The organism is Natranaerovirga pectinivora (assembly GCF_004342165.1).
GTDB classification, from domain to species: Bacteria; Bacillota; Clostridia; order Lachnospirales; family DSM-24629; genus Natranaerovirga; species Natranaerovirga pectinivora.
The window spans coordinates 126,617-151,962 of sequence record NZ_SMAL01000006.1 but is presented as its reverse complement, the minus strand read 5'-3'; the positions used below and the strand labels follow the sequence as shown (position 1 = coordinate 151,962).

Sequence of the window (25,346 nt, the reverse complement as noted above, 5' to 3'; positions counted from 1 at the left end):
TTCCTATTCCGTTAAAAGCCTTAAATGTCTGACCGAAGGGAGTTTTTTAGGCTTAGGAATATGAATCAGAACGCACTTAGTTTTTCTTAAGATAGATAATGGAACTTATCAAACATATTCATTCACATACGACTGACCCCAACACCTAAATTCTACCTAAATCTCACTATCCACTCTATAAACAACCTGCCCACCAACAATCGTATGAGTAACCATACCCTTCACTTCCTTATTATGAAAAGGACTATTCTTGCTCTTAGAAGCAAACTGATTCACATCAATCTTATAAGCCCTCTTAGGATCAATAATGGTAACATCTGCAACACTGCCTTCTTTAAGTGTCCCCTTCTCAATCCCTAATCTCTTCGCAGGATTCAAACTCATTTTCTCAATCATCTGCTTTGGCGTAATCCAACCTTTATCCACTAACTCCGTAATGGTCAATGCTACTGAAGTCTCAAGACCAACAATTCCAAAAGCCGCTTCATCAAAGGTCGTGTTCTTCTCATCATAATGGTGTGGCGCGTGATCTGTAGCAATAATCTCTATCACATCATCTTTTAACCCTTGTTTTAAAGCCTCAACATCAAACTTTGAACGTAGTGGTGGATTCATTTTAAAATTCGTATCAAACCCATTAATGGCTTCATCTGATAAAATAAAATGGTGTGGACAAATCTCTGCTGTAACATCTATATTATCTTCTTTGGCTCTTTTAAGAAGTCTTAAACTACCTTCTGTACTAATATGGCATAAGTGAAGCTTAGCACCTGTTTTTTCTGCTAACAAAATATCTCTAGCCGTTATAACATCTTCAACATCATTAGAAATACCTGCCAGGCCTAAACTTAATGCTCTGTCACCAGCATTCATTACACCTTTTCCTACAAGGCTTTTATCCTCACAGTGAGCGAATACAATTAAGTCAAACATCTTCGCATACGTCATTGCTTTTTTATATAATGCTGCATTCATTACCGTATGACCATCTTCACTAATGCCGCAAATCCCTGCCTTTGCCATATTGCCGATATTGGCAAGCTCTTCACCTTTTTGTCCCTTTGTGATAGAACCTATAGGAAGTATATTTACTACTGAATCTCTTTGCGCTTTTAAATTTAAATACTCAACTAAGTACTCACTGTCTATAACAGGATTGGTATTAGGCATTGTACAAATGGTTGTAAATCCACCTTTTGCAGCACTTTCCGAACCTGTTTTTATTGTTTCTTTATGTTCAAAGCCTGGTTCTCTTAAATGTACGTGAATATCAATTAATCCTGGTACAACCCAAGAATCTCTAGCATCAATGACTTTATCTGCTTCATCCTCTAATTTCTCTCCTACTTTTACAATAATACCATCCTCTATTAAAATATCATAAATACCGTCTTTGTTTGTTGCTGGGTCAATCACTCTACCATTCTTAATTAATGTTCTCATATATTTGACCATCCTTTCAATTAACTCGTATTATGCTACTAACTTTTACTTTATCTATATAATTCTTCTAATGTCTTTAGATGTACCTTGTTTTCTTGCTTCCATTAATTTCGTGAGTATTGCCATTCTAATTGCTACACCATTTGTTACTTGATCATTAATGGTTGAATATGGTGCATCAATAAGTTCGCTGGTTAACTCCACATTACGATTTACTGGACCTGGATGCATTATTATTGCATCTGGTTTTGCATAAGCAAATATTTCTTCATTTATTCCGAATAGATTCCCATACTCTCTTAAGTCAGGAAACGCACCACTTTTTTGTCTTTCAAGCTGTATTCTAAGTCCCATTACAACATCTGCATCTTTTACAGCATCTTTAATATTGTAATTTACTTCCGCTCCTAAGCTTGCCATTCCTTTAGGTACTAATGTTGTTGGGCCTGTTAAGGTTACTTTTGCACCTAATTTATTTAACGCATAGATATTGCTTCTTGCAACTCTACTATTTATAATATCCCCAGCTATACATACTTTAAGTCCCTCAAAATCGCCTTTCTCTTCCATAATAGTCATACAGTCAAGAAGTGCTTGTGTTGGGTGTTCATTTGTTCCATCTCCTGCATTAATAACAGAAGCGTTAACATTTTCAGCAACATAATGTGCTGCGCCAGAAGAACTATGTCTCATTACAATTATATCTGTTCCCATTTGATCTATGGTTAATGCTGTATCATACAAACTTTCACCTTTTTTTATACTACTTGTACTTAAGCCTAAATCTGAAACCATTAAACCCACGTTCTGTCCTGCAACTGTAAAGGAATGTTTTGTTCTTGTACTATTTTCATAAAAAAGAGTGGTCATATTACCGTAAAACAAATGTTCTTGTATCTGTCTATTAAGTAACCTTTTTTTCATATCTTGTGCTAGTGTCATAAGTTCTAGTAATTCATCTTTTGTTAGTTCTTTAATGCCAAGTAAATCTTTGTGCTTCCACATAATTCTTCCTCCTAACAACAATGGGTTTTAAAGTTAAATGATAATTTTTTACAACAAAAAAGCAATAAACCTATTAATAGTTTAATAGATTTACTGCTTTATACTCATATTCTTTATAAGAATTACAAAGAGAATCAGTTTTCCCACTGATTTTTACTTTCTTTGCCATATTTTTTTTATATTTTTTTGCATAATAAAAGAACGCACCGATGTCTCGCATCATAATTCCTCCCTTGATGACCTCTCTGGATCAAATTTAAAAGGTAGATATGCGTACTTACGTCAATAAGTACATATATATAATTTAACTTATGTTATCATAACTACTATTATATGTCAACATTTATCAGGAATAAATTTTGACAAAAAAACTAAAAAAATGAAGCCATAGTCAGCTTCATCCTTTAATTAGTTTTTAAGATAACCTTCCAGTTCCGTCACTTGAAACTCATATTTTTCATTACAGAAGTGACAGTTTAATTCTACTGGTTTTCCTTCATCTATCATTTCTTGAAGATCTTTTCTTCCTACACTTATAAGGGCTTTTTCAACTTTTTCTCTATGACAATTGCAATGGTACTTGGTAGGTACTTTTTCTAGTATTTGTAATCCTAAATCACCTAATATTATTTCTAATATTTGTTCTGGAGAATTGCCTTCTTCAAACATTTCTGTAACTGAAGTTACTTGCTTTATTTTTTCTTCAAGATGACTGATGACTTCTTCACTTGCATCTGGTAACAACTGAATAATAAATCCTCCAGATTGTCTAACTGTGTTGTCTTTGTTCATTAATACACCTAACGCCACAACTGAAGGTGTTTGCTCAGATGTTGCATAATAATAAGTTAGGTCTTCCGCAATCTCACTGGTTACAAGATGGGTTTGACCTATATAAGGCTCTTTTAACCCAATATCTTTTATAATTGATAAAACACCTAAACCTAATGCTTCTGCTACATCTAATTTTCCTAATGCATTAGGTGGTAGCATGACATCTGGATTAAATACATAGCCTTTTACATTGGCATTGGCATCTGCTGTAACCACTAATCCTTGAATTGGTCCACTGCCTTTTATTTGTAATGTAATTAAATCTTTTTCCCCTTTTAACATACTACCCATCATAGAACCAGCTGTTAATAACCTTCCTAATGCAGCTGTTGCAACTGGACTAGTATTATGAATGTTTTTAGCCATTTCAACCGCTTCTTTTGTGGTACAAGCAAATGCTCTTATTTGATGATTGGCAGCTGTTGCTCTTACAATGTAATCATTCATTAATATATTGCCTCCTATTTTGTTTTTTCTTTTGCAATGATATATACTCTTTCACTATTGTCCTTTGGGCTTTCCATAGTAAAAGCATCATAAGCGTTAATAAATTCTAATCCGGCATTTTCTATAAGATTTCTAATGGTATCTATAGAATATGCTTTTTGATAATGTTCTTCTTCATATTTTCTATATAAATTATTTTCTTCTTCAACAAATAGTGTTAAATTGTATTCATTAATCTGTTCTTCCTCATCGTAGTAATTGTCCCATATATAACTACATTTTTCGTTATTAGAAGCAAAAGTATTCTCTCCTAGAATATTTTTATATTTAAATTCTGTATTCATATCAAATATAAAAAGTCCACCAGGATCAAGGTAATTATTTACTAATTTGAATACCTCTAACAACTCCTCTTCCTCTAGAATATAGTTAATGCTGTCACATATACTAATGACTAAATCTACTGTCCCATACAATTCAAATTCTCTCATGTCCTGATTTAAGTAAAGTATCTCTAGCTTTTTATCCCTTGCTTTTTCTTTTGCTATCATTAACATTTCTTCTGAATTATCTATACCAATCATATCATAGCCTTTTTGAGATAGTAATTCCGTTATGTTTCCAGTTCCACATCCTAAGTCCAGGACTAGTTTAGGTTTGATATTATATTCATCTATTAATAATTGGATATAATTACTCCAATCCTCATAAGGTACTTCATCCATAAATTCATCATATACTCTTGCAAAACTTTCGTACGAAGCCATTTTTCCACCTACTTTATATTGTTCATTCATTACTATAACTAAGGGATAACCATTAGTCAAGTTTTTGTTTCTTATTTTATATGCGTATGCTTAAAAAGTGAAAATGTCCTTTTATGCCGAAAAAACTTGTTGATAATGCGTAAGTCATTAAGTATGCTGTTATCTCACATGGTGTCTTAAGTTCTTTTATCCCTATGAGCATAATTTGGGTTTCCTAAGGGATAGAGGCTTGTTGTCAACAAGGAAATTGGAATAAGAAAGATATTGCTAGCATAGGGTGTAATGCTAAACAAAAGAGTCTATTCTTGAAGATAATAGAAGAAAATAGAAACAAAAACAAAAAAATGAACTTTGATCTAAAAGAAGAAAGGCCACTGGAGAATATCCAATAGCCCAACTCTTAAAAATTGATTACCTAAAAAAATTAGGTTACTTTAGTCTTTCTAAAAGGCATCATATAATTCATAATATGTTGCCTATTATTCAGATAATAGCTTTTTTTTTGCTAATTTTATAATACACTTAATAATTTTAACAAAAATTATTATTAAACATATTGATGCAAAAAATAATAATAAATAAATAATTATCATAGATGCTTTGTTAGTATTATTATAAAACTCAAAAAGCGTTAGGCTAAATAATGGATTCATATTAGATTCTCCTTTTATAAAAGTCTAAAAATACAAATTAAATTCTGTATTTCTAGAAAAACTTATCTGGCTGTGTAAGTGGCTGAAAATGTATGGTTCGTTTCAACTATTGAAGGAAGTCCATTGTAAAAATAAGTATGTCCAAGCACACCTGTAACTGTTATAGTAACTCTATGTCTATACATTGAAAATGTATATCCAGAATTTTGTGGGGTCCATTTATATGCTACAGGAAATTGAAGTCCACTCAACCATGATGATATATCTATAATCTCTGTAAAGACAGTACCTCCTAACCAATCATCATAAGCACTTCTAAATGAAAATTGAAGGTTCATCATAATAGGTGGTCCTAACCAAAAATTAACAACATCACTTAACTTTACAGCTGATGTATTATAAATATTATGTTGAATAGGTGTAGACAATATATCATTTTCTAGAGTTATAGAATCTTCAAGTTGTGCGTTAGCTATTGAACTTGAGATTGAATTAAATTCTGCTAAAAATAATTCGAGTTCCTCTGGACTGTTAATATGGGTCGCATTTTCAAAATCTATTTCTTCATCAGAATTAACAGGTCTAATAGTTATATTTTCGTACTTAAGTTGTAACTCTTCAAAAAGAGCTAAATCGCTATTAGATGCAAATATTTCTGTATTTATTGAAAGTATTATAGCAAATACTAACACCAAACTAAACATTTTTTAATTTTCACTTTATTTTCCCCTTTGTAAATTTATTATCGGGATAATAAATGTATTTTATCAAAAAAAAGAGTAGTGTCAATTAAATTTTTAAAATTCTTTGTATAATTATACAATTAACTAAAACGACATAATATTTCATAAATAAAAATTTCCTTTTATGCTAAGAAAACTTGTTGCCAACAAGGAATTTGGAATTATTAAGACATATTTATTTGTCGTTCACAGTTTTTTTCTTATTTTCATATATGGTAGGCAAAGTAGCCTTTCTGGCATATATAAAAGAGCACATTATAGTAATGCACCCTTTCACATAAAAACACTTATTCTGCTTTCTTTTTCATTTCTCTTTTTCTTTTTGTCATTAATCCACCTATACGACCTGTTTCTTTTGCCGATAAAGATTTCCATCCTAATTCCTCAACTTTTTCCATCAACCCTAATTCTTTTGCGATTTCATATTTCATTAAGTCATCTTCAGTAAGTACTTTTTTCTTTTTTTCTTTTATATTTTTTTCCATATTAACTACCCCTTCCTTTTTGAACGATAGTATTCCATTTAATGGTACCGTTTTTCATTTAGAGTATTGTCAATATGAAAAATTTTATACCCCTAACATTTAATATCTTTATTCAAACCAAAGGAATATATCATCCTTTCTCTTACCTTTTTACCAGTGATTTGTTCTATTGCTTTTTCATAATAATTCAATTGTTCCGTATACCTTTTTATCAGTATGTCTTCTTGTCCTTCTTTAATATAATCTGTTTTATAATCCACTAGTATAATGTCATCCTCTTCTTCAAAGAAACAGTCAATAACCCCTTGTATCAATACCAATTCATCACTTTTATACTTTTCCCCTAACTCATTGGCTTTAATACCTAAAACAAATTGCTTTTCTTTAAATAGCTTATTGTCTTTATCTGATTTTAACATCCTTTTATATAACTCTGTATTAGAAAAAGCCAATATATCCTTTATAAAAATTGTTTTTCTTTCCTTATCAGAGATAAAGCCTCTTTCTTCTAATGACTGCAACTCTTTTTCTATCTCTTTATAATCACTCATAGCCCCTAAAGGAATCTGCTCCATAATTTTATGCATTAATGTTCCTTTTTCCGTAGGGGTTAATTGGGATACTTCTTCAATAAACTTAGGCTTTATTTCTATGACTTCTTCCTTAAACATTAAAGGAATCTCATCTTCATAGTCCATGGAATGTTTTTTAATCTCAGATACGGTCATTTTTACATGGACATTTACTTCATCTTTGTATCTATATTCCCATGACAACCTTTCTTCTACTTCATTCCTCAGTTCATCATTGCTATCGTCAAGGTTGCCCTCAAGTAATTTATTTTTCAAATTAGACTTTTCTATGTCTTCTAATACGTCTTTAATCAGTAAATCCTCTAATGAAAACAATTGAATATGAAAGTCAATGCCTTCGTTGTACAATTGACTGGAAGGATTGCTATATTTCCCTACTCTTTCTAATAGTTTAACCCCTGATTTGTGTCTAACCAAACTGGGTACAATCCAATCCAAATAATTATTGGCGCCTGCTATAATATTATAAGGCAATTTTACTTCACTATGATTATAAACCGTTGTCCACTTCTCTAATCTTTTTTCTAAATTTGATCTAGAAGATACCGTCCCTGTAAGAATTAATTTTTCTCTAGCTCTAGTTAAAGCAACATATAATACCCTAAGTTCTTCTGATAAATTCTCTAATTCTAGTTTTTTCTGTATGGCTTTTTTTGCAATAGTGGGCTTTTTATAACGTAGTTTATGATTCACATAATCTGGTCCAAGCCCTAACTCTGAATGAATGTTGATGGTTTGATTAATATCTTGTTTGTTAAACTGTTTTCCAAGGCCTGATACAAATACAACCGGGAATTCCAAACCTTTGCTTTTATGAATACTCATTATGCGTACCAAATCTTCATTTTCTCCCAGTATAGAAGCTTCCCCAAAATCAACTTGATACTTTTCTAATTTATCTATAAGTCTTATAAAGTTAAAAAGACCTTTATAGCTACTTTTTTCAAACTGAGAAGCTTTTTCTATTAACATATCTAGGTTGGCTTGTCTTTGTTTTCCACTAGGCATAATACTTACATAATCATAGTAATTGGTATCTTTATAAATGTCCCAAACCAACTCATATATAGGAGTATACGTTACCTTTTCTTGCCAAACTTCTAACTTTGTAAAAAAGCCCTTTAATCTACCTACTAATTCATTTTCAAATGGTTCCTCTAACAGATTCATTATTGAATCATAATACTCACATTCTGGATAAGCATTTTTAATGGTGGCTAACTCATCTGCATTAAGGCCCACTATTGGCGAACGTAACACACTTAATAATGGTATATCTTGTCTTGGGTTATCAATTACTTTTAGCAAGCTCATAATTGTTTTTACTTCTGTTGTTTCAAAATACCCTGAAGAAGTATCTGAATAAGCAGGTATGCCTTCTTCTAATAGAACTTCAGTAAAAACATCTGCCCATCCTGATATGGTTCTTAGTAATATAACAATATCCCTATACTGAACAGGTCTATAATTATCAATCCTTTTGTCATAGACCATGTAAGGTTCTTCTGAATTCATTAAATCCTTAATTCTTTTCCCAATCATTTTGGCTTCGATTTCTCTATCTGTTAAACTAATATCTTCATCTATCTCTTCTATATTATTTTTACTTTCAATAATATGCAGTTCTGTACTTCCGCCACAATCACCATTTTCACAAGTGCTATAAGCAGCCCCTTCATACAAAGCCGCTTCTTTATTATAGTCTACATCTCCAATTTTCTTAGACATTACTTGATAGAAAATAAAATTAACACTGTCTAATACTTCTTTTCTACTTCTAAAGTTTTTATGCAAATCAATCCGCTGGTAGTCACTGTCCTCTAAGGTATAGGTATCGTATTTGTCCATAAACAATTCAGGCTTTGCTAATCTAAATTTGTAAATACTCTGTTTCACATCTCCTACCATAAAGATGTTTGGTTTTCCTTGGTCAACTCTTGAAACACTTTTTAGAATGGTCTCTTGAACCAAGTTACTATCTTGGTATTCATCTATTAAGACCTCTTCAAATTTATTTTGTAATTCTTGTGCTATAACGCTGGGCTTATTATCAGTAGCATCTATTAATAAAGATAAGGCCAAATGCTCCAAATCATTAAAATCAACAATATTTTTTTCTCTTTTCTCTTCTTTATACTTGTTACTAAAACCAATTACCAGATCAATTAAAGTCTTGTTAATTGGTAACAGCCTTTTTAAGTCATCAATTGTATCATCAAGACTCTGAAAAAAGTAGCTGTCCTTTATCTTTTCTAATATCTTCTTAGCTTCTGTTCTTATGTTTTTTACTTCTTCTTTTAGGTCTGGATCAACTTCTTTTCCTCTTTTTCTAGATAAGGTCGTGAAAGCAATTTTAGAAAAAATATTGTATAACTCTTCAAAAGAATTTTCCTTTAATAGACTCTCTAACTGTGCCATATCATCAATGATATTCTCTTTATACATAATAGGGCCCGTCGATTCATTGCATAAATCCAATGCATAAGATAATTGTTCTTTCAGAGATTCACACATGTTAAAGATATAGTCTTTTATTACTCCAACCCAATGAGTGTTACTTAATTCATCTATATTATTGATATCAAATAAGTGAACTTGATCATATAACCATTTCTCAGGCCAAGGGTAACTTTGAGAAAAAGTATATATCTTTAAGATAAGATCTTCTAATTGATCATCTGATTTATTAGAACTATAACTTTCTAAAAGGTCATAAAACTGCTCATTCCTCTGTTCATAATGTTCTTCTAATAAGGCTTTTACCACATCTGCTCTAAGAAGTATTAACTCCGTTTCATCTGCAATTCGAAAAGAAGGATCTAAATCAATTAGATGAAAATAATTTCTTAAAACATAGAGACAAAAACTATGAATGGTTGTAATAGATGCATGCTGCAGTAAAGAAAGCTGTCTATGCAAATACTTATTGTTAGGATTCTCTAATAACTTCTTTTCAATTGCATCTCCAACCCTTTCTTTCATCTCAGCGGCTGCAGCATTGGTAAATGTAACCACTAGCAGCTTATCAATATCTATAGGATGATCCCCTTCAGATATCATTTGAATAATTCGCTCAACTAGAACAGCAGTCTTACCTGACCCTGCTGCTGCTGAAACCAATAAATTTCTATTTCTTGTATCTATAACTTTTTGCTGTTCCTCAGTCCATTTAACAGACACAAAACCACCTCCTGTACATTTCCAATTATTTACAATTATTCCATAATATGTTATATTGTTTATGTGAAAGTCTAATCTGCAAACTTGCTCGCAAGGATTTGGAGATTAGACTTTCATTGAAGCTTGTGTCTCTTACGAAGAAAGAGATAAAAGCTGAGTTAATTACTTAAGGGGAAGTATAAAAAATGCAAACGAGAAAAAGAAAGAAAAAAACAAAAATAGCCTATAAACGCTTAATAATCGTTCTTTGTTTATTCATCTTAATCTTTTCTGACTTATTTAACATTAGCATATCACACTGGGGTGCAAACAGCATAAAAAGCATTGCCACAACAAAGGAACCATACTATATCTCTGTTACAGTATATCAAAATAATATTATGCTAAACGAACAAAAAGTTACATTTGAAACCCTTAAAACAGAACTATCAAAAGCAGACAAAACAAACGCTATCATTCATCTAGTTGACTACGGTGCCTACTCAAATGATTTAATTGAAGTTCATAAATACATAGCAGATCAAGGATTTAGAACCATTGTATCCCAGCGTATTCCTAATATAACTTATGAATATATAGTGGGATATCAATAGCTTTTTTGAAGAGATTTTAGGGTCTCTTCTTTTTTCATGTGTAAACTTGAATTGTTCGGCGAAACCCGTTTCAGCAAGGCATATATGGTTTATTTGGCTGCCTTACCTTTCAGCCGGTCGACGCCAAATCAATCATATATACCTTGCTGAAACTAAAGTCGCTACCAACTACAGAGTTTTATATAAAACCACTAAAGGGAACCTACTTTCAGACTAGCAAGTGTATTATATATAAAATGTAACAGCGAAACCAAGGATGGCGGAGCCCGACCCTCTTATCCACGGATGGATAAGGGTCGGTCAATCTTATATATAACTCACTTGATAGTCGTCCCCATTCTTCTCTCCATAATTCTAAAAAAGAAACTATAGGGAACCCACTTTCAGACTAACAAGTGTGTTCTATATAAGATGTAACAGCGGAGCCAAGGATGGCGGAGCCCGACCCTCTTATCCACGGATGGATAAGGGTCGGTTAATCTTATGTATAACACACTTGCTAGTCGTCCCATTCTACTCTCTACAAATCTCTTTCATCTGGATTCTTATCCCCTTCTATCAACTTCCAAACTTCATCCCGAGACATCTCCTTAAGCACCTCAAACCCATCCCCCTCTAAAGAAGGATCAAACTGACAAATAGATTTATAACTACAATAATCACAAGCTGTCTTCTTCTTATAACGATAAGGCTTAATCCCCACATTTCCATTAATTAAATCCTCACCGGCATTCTTAATCTTCTCAGAAACAAAATCCAACACCCTCTCAAACTGCTCCTTAGAAGCAACAGAAGAATTCGCTGCCAACTCTCCATTCGCCTTATACTTAACAGGAATAATATTAGACTGGGTTTCAAAGCTAGAATCTAACAACTTAATAACCTCTTCATTTTCTAAAACCAACCCGTTCATCTTCAATTCTTTTAACAACTCATCTTCTCTTTCATCATCCGAAAGATTCTTTTCAACAGATAACAAAGGATCATCTATATGATAATAAAAGACACCTGCTGGTATAACTTCCTTATTAGGATGCTTTGATTTTTCCAATGTGGTTGCAACATTTAAATAAACCATTAACTGTAATTGCAAACCATAATACAAAGCCACAATATCAAAGGATGATTTTCCAGACTTATAATCCAATACTTTTAAATAAATTTTATCATCTTCTTCATACTTGTCGATTCTATCAATTCTTCCCGTTAACTGTAAAACATGTTCATCTGATAACTTAATATTCAATTCTTCCAATTTCTCTTTATCTGTATTAAAAGAAACTTCATAATCTGTTGGTTTGAATTTACCACTCTTTATATGATTTTGTAATGCCCATACCGTTCTTTTAGTGATACGTATTACTCTTTGAATTAAGTATTCATTCTTAGCAGAACTAAAGAAAACTTGGTTTCCATAATTACTTGCTACCTCCCTTACAACTTCTTCTACTAATTGATCTCTTAATTCCTCACTAATATCTCTCCAGTCCAAATCACTGGCAATCAATTTTTTGGAGAATGCCTCTATAGAATCATGAAATAAGATGCCAATATCAGGCATAGAAACTTCATACTTAATACGTTCTTGGGCTTTTAAACCATATTTAATAAAATGTGAAAATGGACATCCTAAAAATTGTTCCAATCTAGAAACACTGTTGTTTAAGACTTTATTATATAACTTATCTGAAGTTTCTTTTGATAAATAAAATTCTTTATTCTCAAAAAACATGCCTTCAATGAGCTTTATTATTCTTTCCTTCCATTGCTCACTATTAAAATACCAGTTATAAACTGTTTCCCACGTAGGTCCTAGTTCTTTAACTTTATACTGTCTTAACTCTTCAATTAAGTATTTTAACGTACTCTCTGGCAACCCAATATACTCTAACCCATCCTTTTTTTCTTCAAAAGATAATTTTAATTTGGGATACAATTTCATTACTTGGTTCACCAAATTAGAGGGTCTAATGGTTTTATATTCCCCATTAAGTTTGCTAAAACTAATAAACAAATGATCTTGAGGCTTTGTTAAATTCAAATACAGATTGAATTGTTCCTCATAGCTTTTTTGCTTTGCCGTAGGGGCTATTGTTATACCACTTTCTTCAATAAGTTCTCTGTCCATATCATTTAAGACATTGCCTTTATCAGAGGTTTTAGGTATAACACCATCATTGGCGCCAATAAGGAATAAGGTTTTAACATCTTTCAATCTTGTTCTTTCTATATCACCAATAACAACCTGATCTAACCCTGGTGGCACTAATCCCATCTGAGATTGTTCTAGCCCTGCTTGTAATATCTTAGAATACTCTTTTACACTTACCACTTCTTCTCCAAGAATTTCAACTGTTTTATCTAATAGATCTATTACAATTTTATAAATTTGATTGTATTGTCTTTCTAATAGTAGGAGCTCTCTTTCATTAAATTCATTGGCATAATACTCTAGTTTTTCTTGGATTTTTAATTTTCTTAAAAATTCATATAATGCTACTGTTATTGCTTTTACTTTGTGACCCTTTCCTTTTATTTTATCTTGAAAATCAATTAAAGGCTGAATCACTTTTTCTTTTATTTGATTCATTTCTTCTAATTCAAATGCTTTATCTTTTTCAATGGCTTTGGAAGGGTAAGGTTTGTCCCAAACTTTCTCCCAGTTTTTTCTGCCTTTTATGCCATAGGCTATTGCATAATTTTCTATTAAATCCAACTGTCTTTTTTCAATATTACATAGCCCTGTTTTAAACCAACTAAAAACACTTTCATAAGACCAATAATTATTGATTACATCAAAACTTGTTCTAATAAGTTCAACCAAAGGATTGGATAAAATGTTTTTTTTCTGATCAATAAAATAGGGTATTTTATAATTTGCAAATATTTTTTTGATAAACAAATCATATCTTTGAATATCTCCTGTGATAATTGCTATGTCTCTATATTTATACCCTTCATATCTTGTTAAATCAGTGATTTTTCTAGCTACAAATTCCACTTCCTTGTCTAAATCATCTGCAATAAAAACTTCCATTCCCATAGGTTCTTCTTTATATATATCGTATGGGAATCTAAAAAGATGCTTTTCTAAATGTGCTAAAGCCTTCTGATTAGCAAATCTAATGGGTATCTCTTCTTCTATAATGAGTTCTTCTGACTTTATGTTTAATTCTTTTGCTATTTGTATCAAATTGTTATATGTTTTTTTACTTTCATAAAAAAGTTGGTATTTATCTAGATGATTCATTGACTCCATTGGATCTATTGTAATGGTCACTTTTACTTCATTGCTATTGGCTATTAACTCCTTTAATACTTTATATTGGATAGGTGTAAATCCTGTAAAACCATCAATCCAAATGCTGCAATTTTTTATAAAATTAGATCTTATAATCACATCTTTTAAGATATCTAATAATTCTTCATTGGTTATATAATTATCTTCTAAAAAGTTTTTAAATCCTTTAAAAATTAAATATAGATCTTGTAATTTCATTTGTAATAAAGGGGATTTGTTGGCTTTTTCTATAATATCCTCTATATCTATCTCTGAAAGATTGTATTGATAGAATTCTGTTATAGCAGATTTTAATTCATTAACAACACCTATCTTGTCCATGTTCTTATTAAAAATTTTTAGTCCACTTTTTTGCTCTTCTAAAACCTTTCTTACGACCATACTTTTCCCTGTCTCTTCAAGGATTTTTTTAGTCGTTCCACCTAACTCATCAAAGACTCTAAATGCCAACCTTTGGAAACTTAGAACTTCTATTGACATAATGCCTTTTTTGGGATGTTTGCTAACGATATCCTTTTGGGTTTGTAATGTAAATTGTTCAGGAACTAGTAGAATAAAAGTCTCTTTAGAATTTTCTTCTGATTTTTTTATAATCTCCTCATAACAAATATGGGTTTTTCCTGAACCTGATCGCCCCATAATAAAACTAAGTCCCATTCTTAAACCACCTTTGCCTTTTTTTGAAAGTAGCGGAGAAAAAATTCTCCGCTACCTGTTTTTTATTCTTCAATTGTGTATATATAAAGTTCCTTGTCTCCTATTGCATCTTTATTAATTAAATGACTTTGAGACTCTAAAATACTTATTCTGTCTTTATTGCCATCTGATATATATCTTAAATGTGGGTTGCTTTCATAATAATCGAAGAACCACAACAAATCTTGTATATCTCCTTCTGACCCTCTAACTCTTGGCACATTAAGAGGCGCAAAATTAATGTGTATAGGCGGATGAAATGGTCCACTTGGTCCTTCTCTAAAAGCAACTTTGTATTCATACTTATGGCCATTATATACACCACTACTTACATACTGAAGGTATTCTGTTGCTGGTCTTCTACCAAAAGGGTAAGTCAATGAATCAACAATATAGTCATTGCCCAGAATGTTTTTTATAAACTGATCTGCCTTGCCAATGTGAACTTGTACACTATTCCCATCTAATTTAGATAGGTCTGCATGTTGACTGGTATGATTAGCAACTTCATAGCCATTATCAACCAACCACTGCAATCTTTCTTCAACTGTTCCTTCTCCATCAAAAATACTTAAGTCACTATTGATATAAAAAACAGCTGCCTTACCAAAATCAGGATTTTCCTCAGCAAATGCTTCAAGTAAAGCAACTGCTGTATTTGGTGCAGGTACTAGCGCACTATTTTCTTTTGTTAAAGAAAAGGTTGTACTTAATCCGTCATCAAAAGTCAATACAATTGGTGTTAAACCAGGGCCTATATCTATATTATGATCAATATAGTCTCTCATGGATATGAGTCTATAGCCATTGTCATACATATACTGCAAATCTTTTATGAAATCTTCAGCTGTACGATGGTATGGTGGCAGATCTCTTATGCCGTGATACATTACCACCATAATATGTCCTAACTCATTGGGTCGTACTTCTTGATAATCTATAACAGGAGGGCCTTCTTCTATTTCATTAGGTTCATCTTCTATATTATCATTATCTAAATTTTCCTCACTGCCGTTTTTTTCTTTTTCATCGATATTAGTGCTATTTTCTTGTGTATTATCATATGTATTATTATCAATAGTTTTTTCGTTGTCTGTTATATTTTGAGAACAACCACTAAGTAATATACTTAAAATACCTATAGCAATTATGAATTTAAATTTTTTCATTTATGTCATCCTTCCTAGTTTGAAAAAATGTTATATGTATTTTTACTCTAGTATCTCATATTTTGAGTGTATGTTAAATAAAATATAATAATCGCTGTTTTATAGGAGGCAATTTTATGAGCACTAAAATAATTGTTATTCAACTCAGAGAAATCATTTATACAGCTATTTTTGTTGGCCTGGGAATCTTTCTCATTTTTCTGCTTATCTTTATGTTCAGTCCTAAGAAAAATGATGCTACAACACCTACAATGACTTATATTCCAGGTGTGTATACTTCTTCCATGGTTCTTGAAAACCAGGCTGTAAATGTAGAAGTACGGGTAAATGAAAATGAAATCACTTCAGTAAAAATAGTTGACTTACATCCTGCAGTAGAGACCTTATACCCATTACTTCAACCATCACTTGAGCATATTTCTTCACAACTTACTTCAAATACAGATGTAGCTGAAGTGACTTTTAATGCTGACCATAAGTATACTTCTTCATTAATTATGGATGCAATCAAAAATTCATTAGAAAAAGCACAACCAGACCTACATACTAATTAATAGCTAATTGTTGTTACTAATGTATATAACCACTTATTAGAAAGCGAATAATTTGAAATTATTCGCTTTCTTTATATGTTAAGACCTTTTCATTTACCCATATAAAAACAATGCTTTTTTTTACAATTGAAATCCAGCCCAATATTCTTTTATTTCATCTCCATCAACAGCGGAAAAATATTGATCAGCAACTCTAAAAATCTCTGATTCATCTTCTAATACTATATAAATAGAATTTTTTTCTCTTTTTACTCTACCTTTTGGATCCTTATAGGTTTTAATAACTTCTCTAAAATTCTTTTCCCATTCAATAATGAGCTTTTCATCAATTTCTTCATACCCAGCAATCTCGGCTTTTATTTCTTCAATAAACTCATCTAATTCCAATTTCATATTATTATCTCCTTTTATATTTCATTTAACTTATCTATATTATATAATATCTGATTTTATTTTTCGACTATTATTTATTTATTTTATATAATTTCTCTAATTTTCAACATTGAAGTTTTTAATAATTTCAATGATTTGTTCTATTTTTTCATCTTCTTGTGAATACTTTTTAGCTTTATCTAAAAATGTAATAACTGCTTTCATTTGTTCTTCTATTTTTGCAGATGTTAATTTTCCTCTGCCTAGTCTATCACAAATAGAAAACAACCCTATTTCAGATGCTTTTACTTCCCCAATCATACCTTTAATATCAGCAAAAGGCAGTTGTTTTGCTATAAAAAGAGGCTGCATATGCCATCTGCATATCTTTTTTACCCCATTAATAAAACTTTCATCATTACTAAAGGATCTTAAAAATGCCTCAGCTAAAATTTCACCTTCTTTATCATGGTCATAAGAAGTGATTTTTCCTTTTCTTACTTTCGTAGTAGTTGATTTTCCTATATCATGTAGAAAAGCCCCCCACATAAATACTTTTGGATTTTCACTATGTCTTTTTACAATTGCTGCATAATCCACTACCAACATTGTATGATTCCATACATTTCCTTCTGGATGATGCACTAAATTTTGTTCTGTTTCCTTTAAAGATAACATACTACTAAATGGTTTCTCCTTAGGGAATTTATGGGTATTCACTAATTCATTAAAGTAAATAGATGGTTTTTCGTCTTTTAATAAATGTTCTTCAAAGTCTAAAAAATGCTGTTTTAAGTCCATAATCTATCACCTCGGTAAAGTTTGTTTTATTCTTTTGTTAATAATTTGTTCATTATTTTTAGTTTTTACTTTTACCACACTTATGTTATAATCTATAAGTTACTAAATACATCGATTTTCTTTTATAATCATTAATTTATTTGCAATATTTGAACAAGTGTTTAGCTGAAGGAGGACATAACTAAAATGAAACGGACAAAATCAATACTAATACCTATTTCTCTTTATTATGCTATTAGGTTTATGAGTTATAGCGCATTTGGAGCTTTTATAGGTATTTACTACTCAGATGTTTTAAAATTCGATGGTGCTCAAATAGGTTTATTAGAATCTTTAGGTGGTATCATCATTCTATTTGCTCAGCCATTATGGGGCATTGTTAGTGATCGTTCTAAGTATAAAAATACTGTTTTATATATTTGTCTTATTGCTGCATCGGCTACTATTTGGTTTTTACCCTTATCAGGAGATCGATTTATTTTATTAGCACTTGCTTTAGGGACCTTTAATTTCTTCCAATGTGCTATAAATCCTATAAGCGATGCCATTACTTTAGAGTTATCAACATCTAACAAATTTAAATTCTCTCATATAAGAACAATCGGTTCACTGGGTTTTGCCCTTATGGCTTATTTTGCTGGTAGAATTTTTGAAAACAATATCATGTATATGTTTCCCGTTTTTTCAATTTTAATGTTTTCATCTTTATTATTAGCTTTATTCTATCCACCAGTAGAAGGTCATCAAAGTAAAGGAAAACAAAAAGTTAATATTTTAGTGTTATTTAAAGACAAACGACTCATTATTATTTTTAGTTATGCTTTAATAATATCTACTGCATTTGGTTTTTTCAACTCATTTCATTCTTTGTATAGTAAAAGTTTAGGGATTAGTACTGGAATCATAGGCCTGGGTGTTTCCATTGGATCCTTTAGCCAGTTTCCTTTTATGATGTTTTTTGATAGGCTTTATAAACGCTTTGGTATTATAAATATTCTCATGTTTTCTGGGCTAATCCAGTCTATCAGATGGTTTTTATTTGCTTTTGCATTATCAGAAGTTACATTGCCTTTTATTTGGACATTACACGGATTTACATTTATTGTTTTTTATCTATGTATGGCTCAATTTGTTAGTGACAATGTTGTAAAAGAATTAAAAGCCAGCGGTCAAATGATGAATGCTATTATTCTTAGTGGACTAAGTAGAATCATCGGATCTTCAGTAGGGGGATTTGCTACTACATACATTGGAATTTCAGGTGTATTCTTTGTTAATTCAATTATTTGCTTAGTGGCTGTTATAACCTTTTTTATTATTACAAAATCAACTAATCTATTCAATGAGTCTCAATCTACGGAACCAGAAGCTGCATAAAAAAAGAAGGCTCTATCCTTTTGTGGTAGAGTCTTCTTTTATATTCTTAATCTAAGTCATCTATGTTTTTATTTACAAAGTCTGATACAATTGGTATATATACAATTTTCTCTTTTATTGCATTGATAATACAATATAGTACTATTACCAATAAAAACCATCTATACACTTCATTAAACCATATGTTGAAAGTATTGGTTCCTCTAGTAAATCTATCAATAAGCCAAAAGAATCTATCATAAATAGATTTAAGGATTATTAATGAACCAAATGTTACTACTCCTTGAATAGCATTTCGTTTAACTGTATTGTTAAGGTTTAATACAATAACAGCTAACATTAATGCAGTACCCACCCAAATACTATAATAGGCAAAGAAAAAGCAAATACTGCTTAAAAGTCCTGTGCTAATACCTAATTTTGTCATTTTCATACTTTGATCCCTCCCTTAATTTATCATAAATATTATATCATTTTTCAAATATATTGTATATGTATTAATAAGTTTAGTTAAGTTAGACTTTTTAATTATTTGTTTTTTTTATTGCAAAGTAGTATTATTAGATATAAGTTTATAATCATATGAGGAGGAGAATTAAATTGCTTATAACATCTTTGATTTTTATAATTTTAACACTATTAATTGCTGTTGTGGTACCTATTATCGGATTAATCGTATTAAAGAACAAAACGTCTTATTCTCTAAAAATTATTTTTATTGGTATAATGGCCTTCTTTATATCCCAAATGATGATTACCATACCATTATTAGATTATTTTTCAACTATGGCTTGGTATGATCAATTGAAAATAACATTTCCTTTTTTAATCAGTCTAATTGTTGGTTTTACAAGTGGTATTATAGAAGAAACAACCCGATATATTACATTTAAATTTATTGCTAAAAACAATTGTACATATGATAATGGAATTGCTTATAGTTTGTCTTATGAAGGTATAAAATCAATTGTAATTTTAGGCTTTTATTATGCTATGTATTTGTTTACTGCTATTACTATGTTACAAAATACCTTTGAAAATCAAATGTTAAAACAAGGTGTGGCATTAAGTGAAATAGAATCTGTCAAAAGTCTGTTTATGGATAATCCATTTTTATTTTTGAGTGATGGTGTGAATCAATTGCTATCGTTTATCATTCAAATACTTCTATCTTTATTTGTTATTTATAGTATTAAGTCTTCTAATATGAAGTATTTAATTTTTGCAGTTTTAATTAATTCTCTTTTTATTACTATGCGAATTCACTTAACAGGCTATATTGCTTATGGATTTTTAATTTCTGTTTTTATCGGTTCTATCTACCTTATAAAATGGTTTAAAGACAATAAGTTGTCAAATACTGCTACATAAATATTTCAAGATTTTTGCATTTTTTACTTTAGAAAAGCAAATGATAATTATATTCTTACACAGAGTAAGAAAAACAATCTTACAAAGGTGTGATATCTATGCTTAAATGGGCATTGTTATTTCTAATTATAGCTATTATCGCAGGGCTTTTTGGTTTTGGAGTAATTGCAACAGCAGCAGCTGGTATTGCTAGAATACTATTTTTTATCTTTTTAATTATTTGTATTGTTTTTCTAGTTTTAGGCCTTAGTATTTTTTCATAAAAAAGAAGTAGAATCATTCTACTTCTTTTTTAACTTTATAAGAAAGTTCAATTTTGGCAAGAACAAAGGTGACTTATCACTTAATAAATGTTTTTTATAGTGCCCAAGTCACTTTTACTTTTGTTTTACCTTTATTGTTTTCTATTTTTAGTTTTTCGTTGTTTTTTTCTAAGTTTCTCAAGAATTTTATCTATACTTTTTACCAATTGATCCGCACCCTCTTCAGGTGCTATATTACCTTGAAATACTTTATCATTAATATCCGAAAACACTTTAATAACAGTGCCATAATTAGAGATTTGATTCTCTGATGATCCCCCATTTTCCAATGCTAGTGTTAATGCATTAGATATATTAGGATTAATCATTTTTTCATCTTCCTGAACTTTTTTTCCTATAACAGTTGGTGATGGACCTCTATTGGTTCCCCAAGCTTTAATGCCTTCTGGATCATTATAAATCCAATTTAAAAACTTAACAACTTCTTTAACATTATCTGAATTCTTATTAACGCCTAACATAAGTTGAGGTTTTACAGGTATACCACTTGTTTTAGCACTTTTTGATATAGGTGGAATAGATATAGACACTTTGCATCCTCTAAAAATGTCTTTTGTACTTTTTTCATAATCTGAGACCCAACGGCATACAATTCCAATTCTATCACCAAATGAATCAGATTCTTCAATATCATCATATTGATTCCCACTTGAATCTCGCAAACTAGCGATACTCGTAAGCAATGCACCACATTCAACCAATTTTTTAAAATACTTGTACATATCTATTAATACTTGTTGATCAAATCCTACTGTAAAATCGTCTTCAATAAATTGTTTGCCTGTTTTCTGTCTAACATACATTTTCATTAGCAATAAAGTAAATTCTTTAGTTGAGGATGCTAACAAGTAATGACTATTATTCCTTTGGTGTACTTTAGTTCCAATTTCATAAAGAGTATCCCAATTCCATTTAGTATCTAATGGGATATTATGACTTTTAAAAAAATCATCATTGATATGTAATGATAATGCATTTAAACCTGTAGGTAAGCCCATTAAATGACCATTTACAGAACACATATCTAATGCTTTTTTATCAAAGCCTGATAAATCCATATTTGGTTCTTTAGATAGGTCTACAAAGTAATCTCCCATTTCTTTTAATTCTGGAAGCCAAGGCTGATTTATTTGAATCAAATCTGCTCCATTCCCTTTTTTTAGTTTATCAACCATTAAAGGATAAAACAGTTTGCTATCCTTAACCGTATCTGTGTAATTAACCTTCAAGTAAGGATTTTTAATTAGATATGTATTTATTGCTTTTTCAGTACTGTCCTTACGTGATTGATTCCCAAAAAAACTAAAACTCATATACAGGGTTATTGATTGTTTTAGAGTTGTTGCTGTATTATTTAGACTCTTAGACAAAACTGTAATATGATCTGTATATTCGTTTTGCTGTTGACTCACAGCTAATACTTCTTGGGTACTAGCCATAATTTCTTCACTAAAAGCTGCAATACTTGATATTGTTTCATTAACACTCCCACTATTCTTAGTTATCTCTTTAGCTGAATTTGCAACGACTTCTATCTTCATCGTATTTTCTTTTAATACGCCAAAAATTTCTTTAAAAGTATCACTAGCCGTTTGAGCGAACGCCTTGCCTGTTTCAGCTTGTGAAACCCCTTTATTAATTACACCTACAATGTCTGAATTCCTTTTGTTCATTTGCTCTAGGAGCGATTTAATCATTTTGGTTGCATCCATTGATTGCCCTGCTAGTTTTCTAGTTTCATCTGCTACAACTGCAAAACCTCTTCCATGCTCCCCTGCTCTTGCAGCCTCTATTGCCGCATTTAAAGCTAATAAACTTGTCTGTTCTCCAATGGTTTTAATTACTGATGTGATTTTTCCAATTTCTTCTGAAGTTTTATTTAACTCATTTATTACCAATTTAATATCCTGTGTTGATTCATATATCTCATTAATTTGTCCATTTACTTGATTTGTGATGTTTTGACCCGTTATAGCAGCATCTGATAACTTTTTTGAATCCATTGCAATGTTCTCAGTATCCTCTGTAACTTTATGTATTAACTCTGAAAGATAACTTATTTTTTCAGCTGCATCAGATAGATATTCTGCTTGTTCTGATGTACCTGAAGCTAATTCTTTCATGGAACCAATAACCGTTTCAAAGGATTCACTATTCTTACTTGAATTCTCTTTTAAATCTTCACTGGCACCATATAAAGTATCCGCTTGATCATTTATATTAAATATTATTTTTTTTAACCCTATGATGGCATTATTAATTTGAAAAGAGAGATCTTTTATTTCTTTACTATATTCAAACCCATTAAAATTTTTTGATAAATCACCTATAGACATGGCATCTGTTGTTTTCTCAAGTAGTTTCAAAGGTTTGTTTAGCCCTTGGATAAGAATTAATTTGACTATACTATTAAATAGGATGAAACCTAACCATACACCTACCGTTAACTTCACTGCTAGTACCCTTTCATCTCCTATACTTATAAATAGGGTAGTAGTAGCTATCAAGGAAGTCATTAAAGAAACTATTAATATTTGCTGGAATACTGACATTTTTATTAACCAACCGAGCAAAAAATTGAAAACCCTTTTAATTCTTTTCATTGCCATCTCTCCTTAAATTAATGAGATAATATTATAAGTTTTTATTTAATTTTACCAAAAAATATATTTTATATATTAATCATTATAACACTATTACTATAAAAAGAAAAGAATTAGATATTAGGTAGTAATTCTAAAACATATTAAAAAAAGCCTAATTCCAACATTCAAAAGGTTGAAATAAGGCTTGTTTCTATTGCACAGCAAGAGGCATAGACTTTCATTGAAACCTTGTGCTGTAGCGTAGGAAAAGGCACAAGATTAATATGATATAAGTATTCCTACCAACACACCTAAAATAACAGACACTACAACAGATCTACCTTTCCACTTTTCAGAGGATTTCATTAATATTTCCCCACAAGTTACATAGAGCATAATACCACCTGCAATCCCTAAAGACATTGCCATAAAGACATCAGATGAGCTACTAAATAAAAATCCGAAATAACCTCCAATTCCCATAAACAAACTAATGACAACTGATAAAATCATAATTTTAGGTAATGTAACCCCTGATTTTTTAAAGGGCATTGCAATAATAAACCCTTCTGGTATATTATGCATTGTTATAACAATCCCAAATTTTAATCCTTTAATTACTGAATCACTTATTAGTGAACCAACGGCTATACCTTCTGGTATATTATGGAAAGCTAGTGCTATAGCTATCATATATGCCGTTTTTTTATAACCTTTTTCTACTGACCCCATCTTTTTGTTTACTAATTTTTTATGTACCACCGCTTCAACTAGTAAAAACAATAACATTCCTAATACTATACCTGAAAAAGTAACCCATAAACCTGATTTACTAAATGCTTCTGGTAAAATATCTATGTATATAATAGATAACATAAGCCCACCTGTAAAACCAGTTAATATCCCCTCAAACCTACTGCCTCTATTTGAAACAGAATATGCTGAAATAACACCAATAGTAAGGCCTATTAACCCTGAAAAAAGACCTATAACAAGAGCAATAATAGCCAAAGAGCATCATTCACTTTACTTTTTTTAAATATATATGATGAACTTATCTCTAATAGAACTACCCTTGTTCAAAGGCATTTTTAGGTTTTATTTATTAAAATTGGTTATTCCTAAGCTTTTATAAATAGGAACTGTAAACATTATTCCTTTACCTCTATGATTTCCATCGCTATAAAGGACCTTTTCTACTTCATCCATTACCTTTACTGTTTTTTCTTCATTCTCTAAAGCAATGAATATTGTTTTGTTAAACTGCTTATTTTCTTGATTAACAATGCCTGGCATAAAAGAGGCGTATCTAATATCATCTTTATCAAATAAGCTAGTTGCTCCCATAGTGTCTATTACCGTATAGCTTGTTATTCCAATGTTCTTTAATTTTTCCTTTGCCTGTTTAAAGGATTTTGTATCATTTATGATAATAAATAGTATATATTGAGATTCCATAAAACAACCATCCTCTCTTAAAACCAATCTTTATCTGTTCTAGTAATATTCACTTTCATATTCTTTTTCTATGATTTTTTTATTCTCACGATCTTCAATATGTCTTTGTAATTCCCCACCTCTAAAATGTGTAACTGGTAAAACGAACATTATTCCTTTATGGGGTTTTTTCAAGTCGCCACCTAAAACCTTTTCAACTTCTTCCATTGCTTTCTCAACTTCTTTTTCATTCTCTATAACAGAAAATATTGTCCTATTGGTAGACGAATCCCCATCTAAAGTCCTCATAAATCCACCTATGACAGGCAAACTATATATGCCTTTATCTATGGATGTAGCTCCCACACTTTCTATTACTGTAGCACCTCTAATACCCAATTGTCTAATTTTGATAAGAACATCTGATAAGTATTCCGTTTCATTTAGAACTACGAATAAAACATACATCTAAACCCACTCCTTTATCATATCACTAATGACAAGTAAAAATGCAACTGTAAACAACGAAGTATTATTAAGAGAAAATAAATTGTTTTCCTTTGTTTGTTATTGATATTTTACATTTATTAAATAACTAATGCAACCTTTTTAGGAAT

Annotated in this window: 22 protein-coding genes; 5 read left to right on the top strand and 17 right to left on the bottom strand. The window is 30.7% G+C overall.

Annotated features, from left to right (window positions below):
* Nucleotides 1-156: 156 nt before the first annotated feature.
* From EDC18_RS09790 to addA, 8 genes are all read right to left on the bottom strand, one after another.
* Entirely contained in the window at nucleotides 157-1,443 is a 1,287-nt protein-coding gene (locus EDC18_RS09790; protein ID WP_132252649.1) for a dihydroorotase, read from the bottom strand.
* A gap of 54 nt (nucleotides 1,444-1,497) precedes the next feature.
* Nucleotides 1,498-2,448 (bottom strand): aspartate carbamoyltransferase catalytic subunit, encoded by a 951-nt coding sequence (locus tag EDC18_RS09785; RefSeq protein ID WP_132252648.1) that lies wholly within the window; start codon nucleotides 2,446-2,448, stop codon nucleotides 1,498-1,500.
* Between the two features lie 73 nt (nucleotides 2,449-2,521).
* Nucleotides 2,522-2,671, bottom strand: coding sequence for a hypothetical protein (locus EDC18_RS14600; protein WP_165878546.1), 150 nt, complete (start codon nucleotides 2,669-2,671; stop codon nucleotides 2,522-2,524).
* 185 nt (nucleotides 2,672-2,856) lie between these two features.
* Nucleotides 2,857-3,729: an Hsp33 family molecular chaperone HslO gene (hslO, locus tag EDC18_RS09780; protein ID WP_132252646.1), complete on the bottom strand. Its 873-nt coding sequence runs from the start codon at nucleotides 3,727-3,729 to the stop codon at nucleotides 2,857-2,859.
* A gap of 14 nt (nucleotides 3,730-3,743) precedes the next feature.
* The gene (locus EDC18_RS09775) at nucleotides 3,744-4,496 is read right to left on the bottom strand and encodes a class I SAM-dependent DNA methyltransferase (RefSeq protein WP_132252644.1); all 753 of its coding nucleotides are present in this window, start codon (nucleotides 4,494-4,496) and stop codon (nucleotides 3,744-3,746) included.
* A gap of 715 nt (nucleotides 4,497-5,211) precedes the next feature.
* Entirely contained in the window at nucleotides 5,212-5,853 is a 642-nt protein-coding gene (locus tag EDC18_RS09770) for a hypothetical protein (RefSeq protein ID WP_132252643.1), read from the bottom strand.
* A 326-nt stretch (nucleotides 5,854-6,179) separates the two neighbouring features.
* Nucleotides 6,180-6,377 (bottom strand): alpha/beta-type small acid-soluble spore protein, encoded by a 198-nt coding sequence (locus tag EDC18_RS09765; RefSeq protein ID WP_132252641.1) that lies wholly within the window; start codon nucleotides 6,375-6,377, stop codon nucleotides 6,180-6,182.
* A 92-nt stretch (nucleotides 6,378-6,469) separates the two neighbouring features.
* On the bottom strand, nucleotides 6,470-10,150 hold the full coding sequence (addA, locus tag EDC18_RS09760) for a helicase-exonuclease AddAB subunit AddA (protein WP_165878545.1): 3,681 nt from the start codon (nucleotides 10,148-10,150) through the stop codon (nucleotides 6,470-6,472).
* Between the two features lie 185 nt (nucleotides 10,151-10,335).
* On the opposite strand from addA, the gene EDC18_RS09755 reads away from it, so the two are divergent.
* Nucleotides 10,336-10,743 (top strand): hypothetical protein, encoded by a 408-nt coding sequence (locus EDC18_RS09755; RefSeq protein WP_132252637.1) that lies wholly within the window; start codon nucleotides 10,336-10,338, stop codon nucleotides 10,741-10,743.
* A 520-nt stretch (nucleotides 10,744-11,263) separates the two neighbouring features.
* Here the strand turns inward: EDC18_RS09755 and addB are convergent.
* Together addB and EDC18_RS09745 are read right to left on the bottom strand one after the other, a co-directional pair.
* Nucleotides 11,264-14,701: a helicase-exonuclease AddAB subunit AddB gene (addB, locus tag EDC18_RS09750; protein ID WP_132252635.1), complete on the bottom strand. Its 3,438-nt coding sequence runs from the start codon at nucleotides 14,699-14,701 to the stop codon at nucleotides 11,264-11,266.
* Nucleotides 14,702-14,763: 62 nt separating this feature from the next.
* A complete protein-coding gene (locus EDC18_RS09745; RefSeq protein WP_132252634.1) occupies nucleotides 14,764-15,909 on the bottom strand; it encodes a polysaccharide deacetylase family protein in 1,146 nt (381 codons plus the stop codon).
* A 116-nt stretch (nucleotides 15,910-16,025) separates the two neighbouring features.
* Here EDC18_RS09745 and EDC18_RS09740 point away from each other — a divergent pair, with 116 nt between their 5' ends.
* Complete coding sequence (locus EDC18_RS09740) at nucleotides 16,026-16,463, top strand: hypothetical protein (protein ID WP_132252632.1); 438 nt, start codon at nucleotides 16,026-16,028, stop codon at nucleotides 16,461-16,463.
* A 120-nt stretch (nucleotides 16,464-16,583) separates the two neighbouring features.
* On the opposite strand, the gene EDC18_RS09735 is transcribed toward EDC18_RS09740, so the two are convergent.
* Together EDC18_RS09735 and EDC18_RS09730 are read right to left on the bottom strand one after the other, a co-directional pair.
* Nucleotides 16,584-16,856, bottom strand: a complete 273-nt coding sequence (locus tag EDC18_RS09735) for a hypothetical protein (RefSeq protein ID WP_132252630.1) — start codon at nucleotides 16,854-16,856, stop codon at nucleotides 16,584-16,586.
* Between the two features lie 96 nt (nucleotides 16,857-16,952).
* Nucleotides 16,953-17,636, bottom strand: a complete 684-nt coding sequence (locus EDC18_RS09730) for an HDIG domain-containing metalloprotein (RefSeq protein WP_132252628.1) — start codon at nucleotides 17,634-17,636, stop codon at nucleotides 16,953-16,955.
* Nucleotides 17,637-17,822: 186 nt separating this feature from the next.
* On the opposite strand from EDC18_RS09730, the gene EDC18_RS09725 reads away from it, so the two are divergent.
* A complete protein-coding gene (locus tag EDC18_RS09725; protein WP_132252627.1) occupies nucleotides 17,823-19,013 on the top strand; it encodes an MFS transporter in 1,191 nt (396 codons plus the stop codon).
* 46 nt (nucleotides 19,014-19,059) lie between these two features.
* On the opposite strand, the gene EDC18_RS09720 is transcribed toward EDC18_RS09725, so the two are convergent.
* Nucleotides 19,060-19,446: a hypothetical protein gene (locus tag EDC18_RS09720; protein WP_132252625.1), complete on the bottom strand. Its 387-nt coding sequence runs from the start codon at nucleotides 19,444-19,446 to the stop codon at nucleotides 19,060-19,062.
* A 167-nt stretch (nucleotides 19,447-19,613) separates the two neighbouring features.
* Between EDC18_RS09720 and EDC18_RS09715 the strand changes: the two genes are divergently transcribed.
* Nucleotides 19,614-20,384: a YhfC family glutamic-type intramembrane protease gene (locus tag EDC18_RS09715; protein ID WP_165878544.1), complete on the top strand. Its 771-nt coding sequence runs from the start codon at nucleotides 19,614-19,616 to the stop codon at nucleotides 20,382-20,384.
* Nucleotides 20,385-20,482: 98 nt separating this feature from the next.
* On the top strand, nucleotides 20,483-20,647 hold the full coding sequence (locus EDC18_RS09710; RefSeq protein ID WP_132252621.1) for a DUF1328 domain-containing protein: 165 nt from the start codon (nucleotides 20,483-20,485) through the stop codon (nucleotides 20,645-20,647).
* A 131-nt stretch (nucleotides 20,648-20,778) separates the two neighbouring features.
* Here the strand turns inward: EDC18_RS09710 and EDC18_RS09705 are convergent, their stop codons facing one another.
* The 4 genes from EDC18_RS09705 to EDC18_RS09690 all read right to left on the bottom strand — a co-directional run bounded on the left by EDC18_RS09705 (nucleotide 20,779) and on the right by EDC18_RS09690 (nucleotide 25,197).
* Entirely contained in the window at nucleotides 20,779-23,310 is a 2,532-nt protein-coding gene (locus EDC18_RS09705) for a methyl-accepting chemotaxis protein (RefSeq protein WP_165878543.1), read from the bottom strand.
* Between the two features lie 261 nt (nucleotides 23,311-23,571).
* A complete protein-coding gene (locus EDC18_RS09700; protein ID WP_132252617.1) occupies nucleotides 23,572-24,303 on the bottom strand; it encodes a ZIP family metal transporter in 732 nt (243 codons plus the stop codon).
* 87 nt (nucleotides 24,304-24,390) lie between these two features.
* On the bottom strand, nucleotides 24,391-24,750 hold the full coding sequence (locus tag EDC18_RS09695) for a hypothetical protein (RefSeq protein ID WP_132252615.1): 360 nt from the start codon (nucleotides 24,748-24,750) through the stop codon (nucleotides 24,391-24,393).
* Between the two features lie 39 nt (nucleotides 24,751-24,789).
* Entirely contained in the window at nucleotides 24,790-25,197 is a 408-nt protein-coding gene (locus EDC18_RS09690; protein WP_132252614.1) for a hypothetical protein, read from the bottom strand.
* Nucleotides 25,198-25,346 lie beyond the last annotated feature (149 nt).

What these genes read in the sequence shown, in the direction of transcription:
- EDC18_RS09710 (WP_132252621.1), top strand. Translation starts at nt 20,483, where the DNA reads ATGCTTAAATGGGCATTGTTATTTCTAATTATAGCTATTATCGCAGGG.
- EDC18_RS09770 (WP_132252643.1), bottom strand. Translation starts at nt 5,853, where the DNA reads ATGTTTAGTTTGGTGTTAGTATTTGCTATAATACTTTCAATAAATACA.
- EDC18_RS09725 (WP_132252627.1), top strand. Translation starts at nt 17,823, where the DNA reads ATGAAACGGACAAAATCAATACTAATACCTATTTCTCTTTATTATGCT.
- EDC18_RS09705 (WP_165878543.1), bottom strand. Translation starts at nt 23,310, where the DNA reads ATGAAAAGAATTAAAAGGGTTTTCAATTTTTTGCTCGGTTGGTTAATA.
- EDC18_RS09735 (WP_132252630.1), bottom strand. Translation starts at nt 16,856, where the DNA reads ATGAAATTGGAATTAGATGAGTTTATTGAAGAAATAAAAGCCGAGATT.
- EDC18_RS09740 (WP_132252632.1), top strand. Translation starts at nt 16,026, where the DNA reads ATGAGCACTAAAATAATTGTTATTCAACTCAGAGAAATCATTTATACA.
- EDC18_RS09720 (WP_132252625.1), bottom strand. Translation starts at nt 19,446, where the DNA reads ATGAAAATGACAAAATTAGGTATTAGCACAGGACTTTTAAGCAGTATT.
- EDC18_RS14600 (WP_165878546.1), bottom strand. Translation starts at nt 2,671, where the DNA reads ATGATGCGAGACATCGGTGCGTTCTTTTATTATGCAAAAAAATATAAA.
- EDC18_RS09755 (WP_132252637.1), top strand. Translation starts at nt 10,336, where the DNA reads ATGCAAACGAGAAAAAGAAAGAAAAAAACAAAAATAGCCTATAAACGC.
- EDC18_RS09765 (WP_132252641.1), bottom strand. Translation starts at nt 6,377, where the DNA reads ATGGAAAAAAATATAAAAGAAAAAAAGAAAAAAGTACTTACTGAAGAT.
- EDC18_RS09730 (WP_132252628.1), bottom strand. Translation starts at nt 17,636, where the DNA reads ATGGACTTAAAACAGCATTTTTTAGACTTTGAAGAACATTTATTAAAA.
- EDC18_RS09785 (WP_132252648.1), bottom strand. Translation starts at nt 2,448, where the DNA reads ATGTGGAAGCACAAAGATTTACTTGGCATTAAAGAACTAACAAAAGAT.
- EDC18_RS09690 (WP_132252614.1), bottom strand. Translation starts at nt 25,197, where the DNA reads ATGTATGTTTTATTCGTAGTTCTAAATGAAACGGAATACTTATCAGAT.
- EDC18_RS09790 (WP_132252649.1), bottom strand. Translation starts at nt 1,443, where the DNA reads ATGAGAACATTAATTAAGAATGGTAGAGTGATTGACCCAGCAACAAAC.
- EDC18_RS09775 (WP_132252644.1), bottom strand. Translation starts at nt 4,496, where the DNA reads ATGGCTTCGTACGAAAGTTTTGCAAGAGTATATGATGAATTTATGGAT.
- EDC18_RS09695 (WP_132252615.1), bottom strand. Translation starts at nt 24,750, where the DNA reads ATGGAATCTCAATATATACTATTTATTATCATAAATGATACAAAATCC.
- EDC18_RS09745 (WP_132252634.1), bottom strand. Translation starts at nt 15,909, where the DNA reads ATGAAAAAATTTAAATTCATAATTGCTATAGGTATTTTAAGTATATTA.
- addB (WP_132252635.1), bottom strand. Translation starts at nt 14,701, where the DNA reads ATGGGACTTAGTTTTATTATGGGGCGATCAGGTTCAGGAAAAACCCAT.
- hslO (WP_132252646.1), bottom strand. Translation starts at nt 3,729, where the DNA reads ATGAATGATTACATTGTAAGAGCAACAGCTGCCAATCATCAAATAAGA.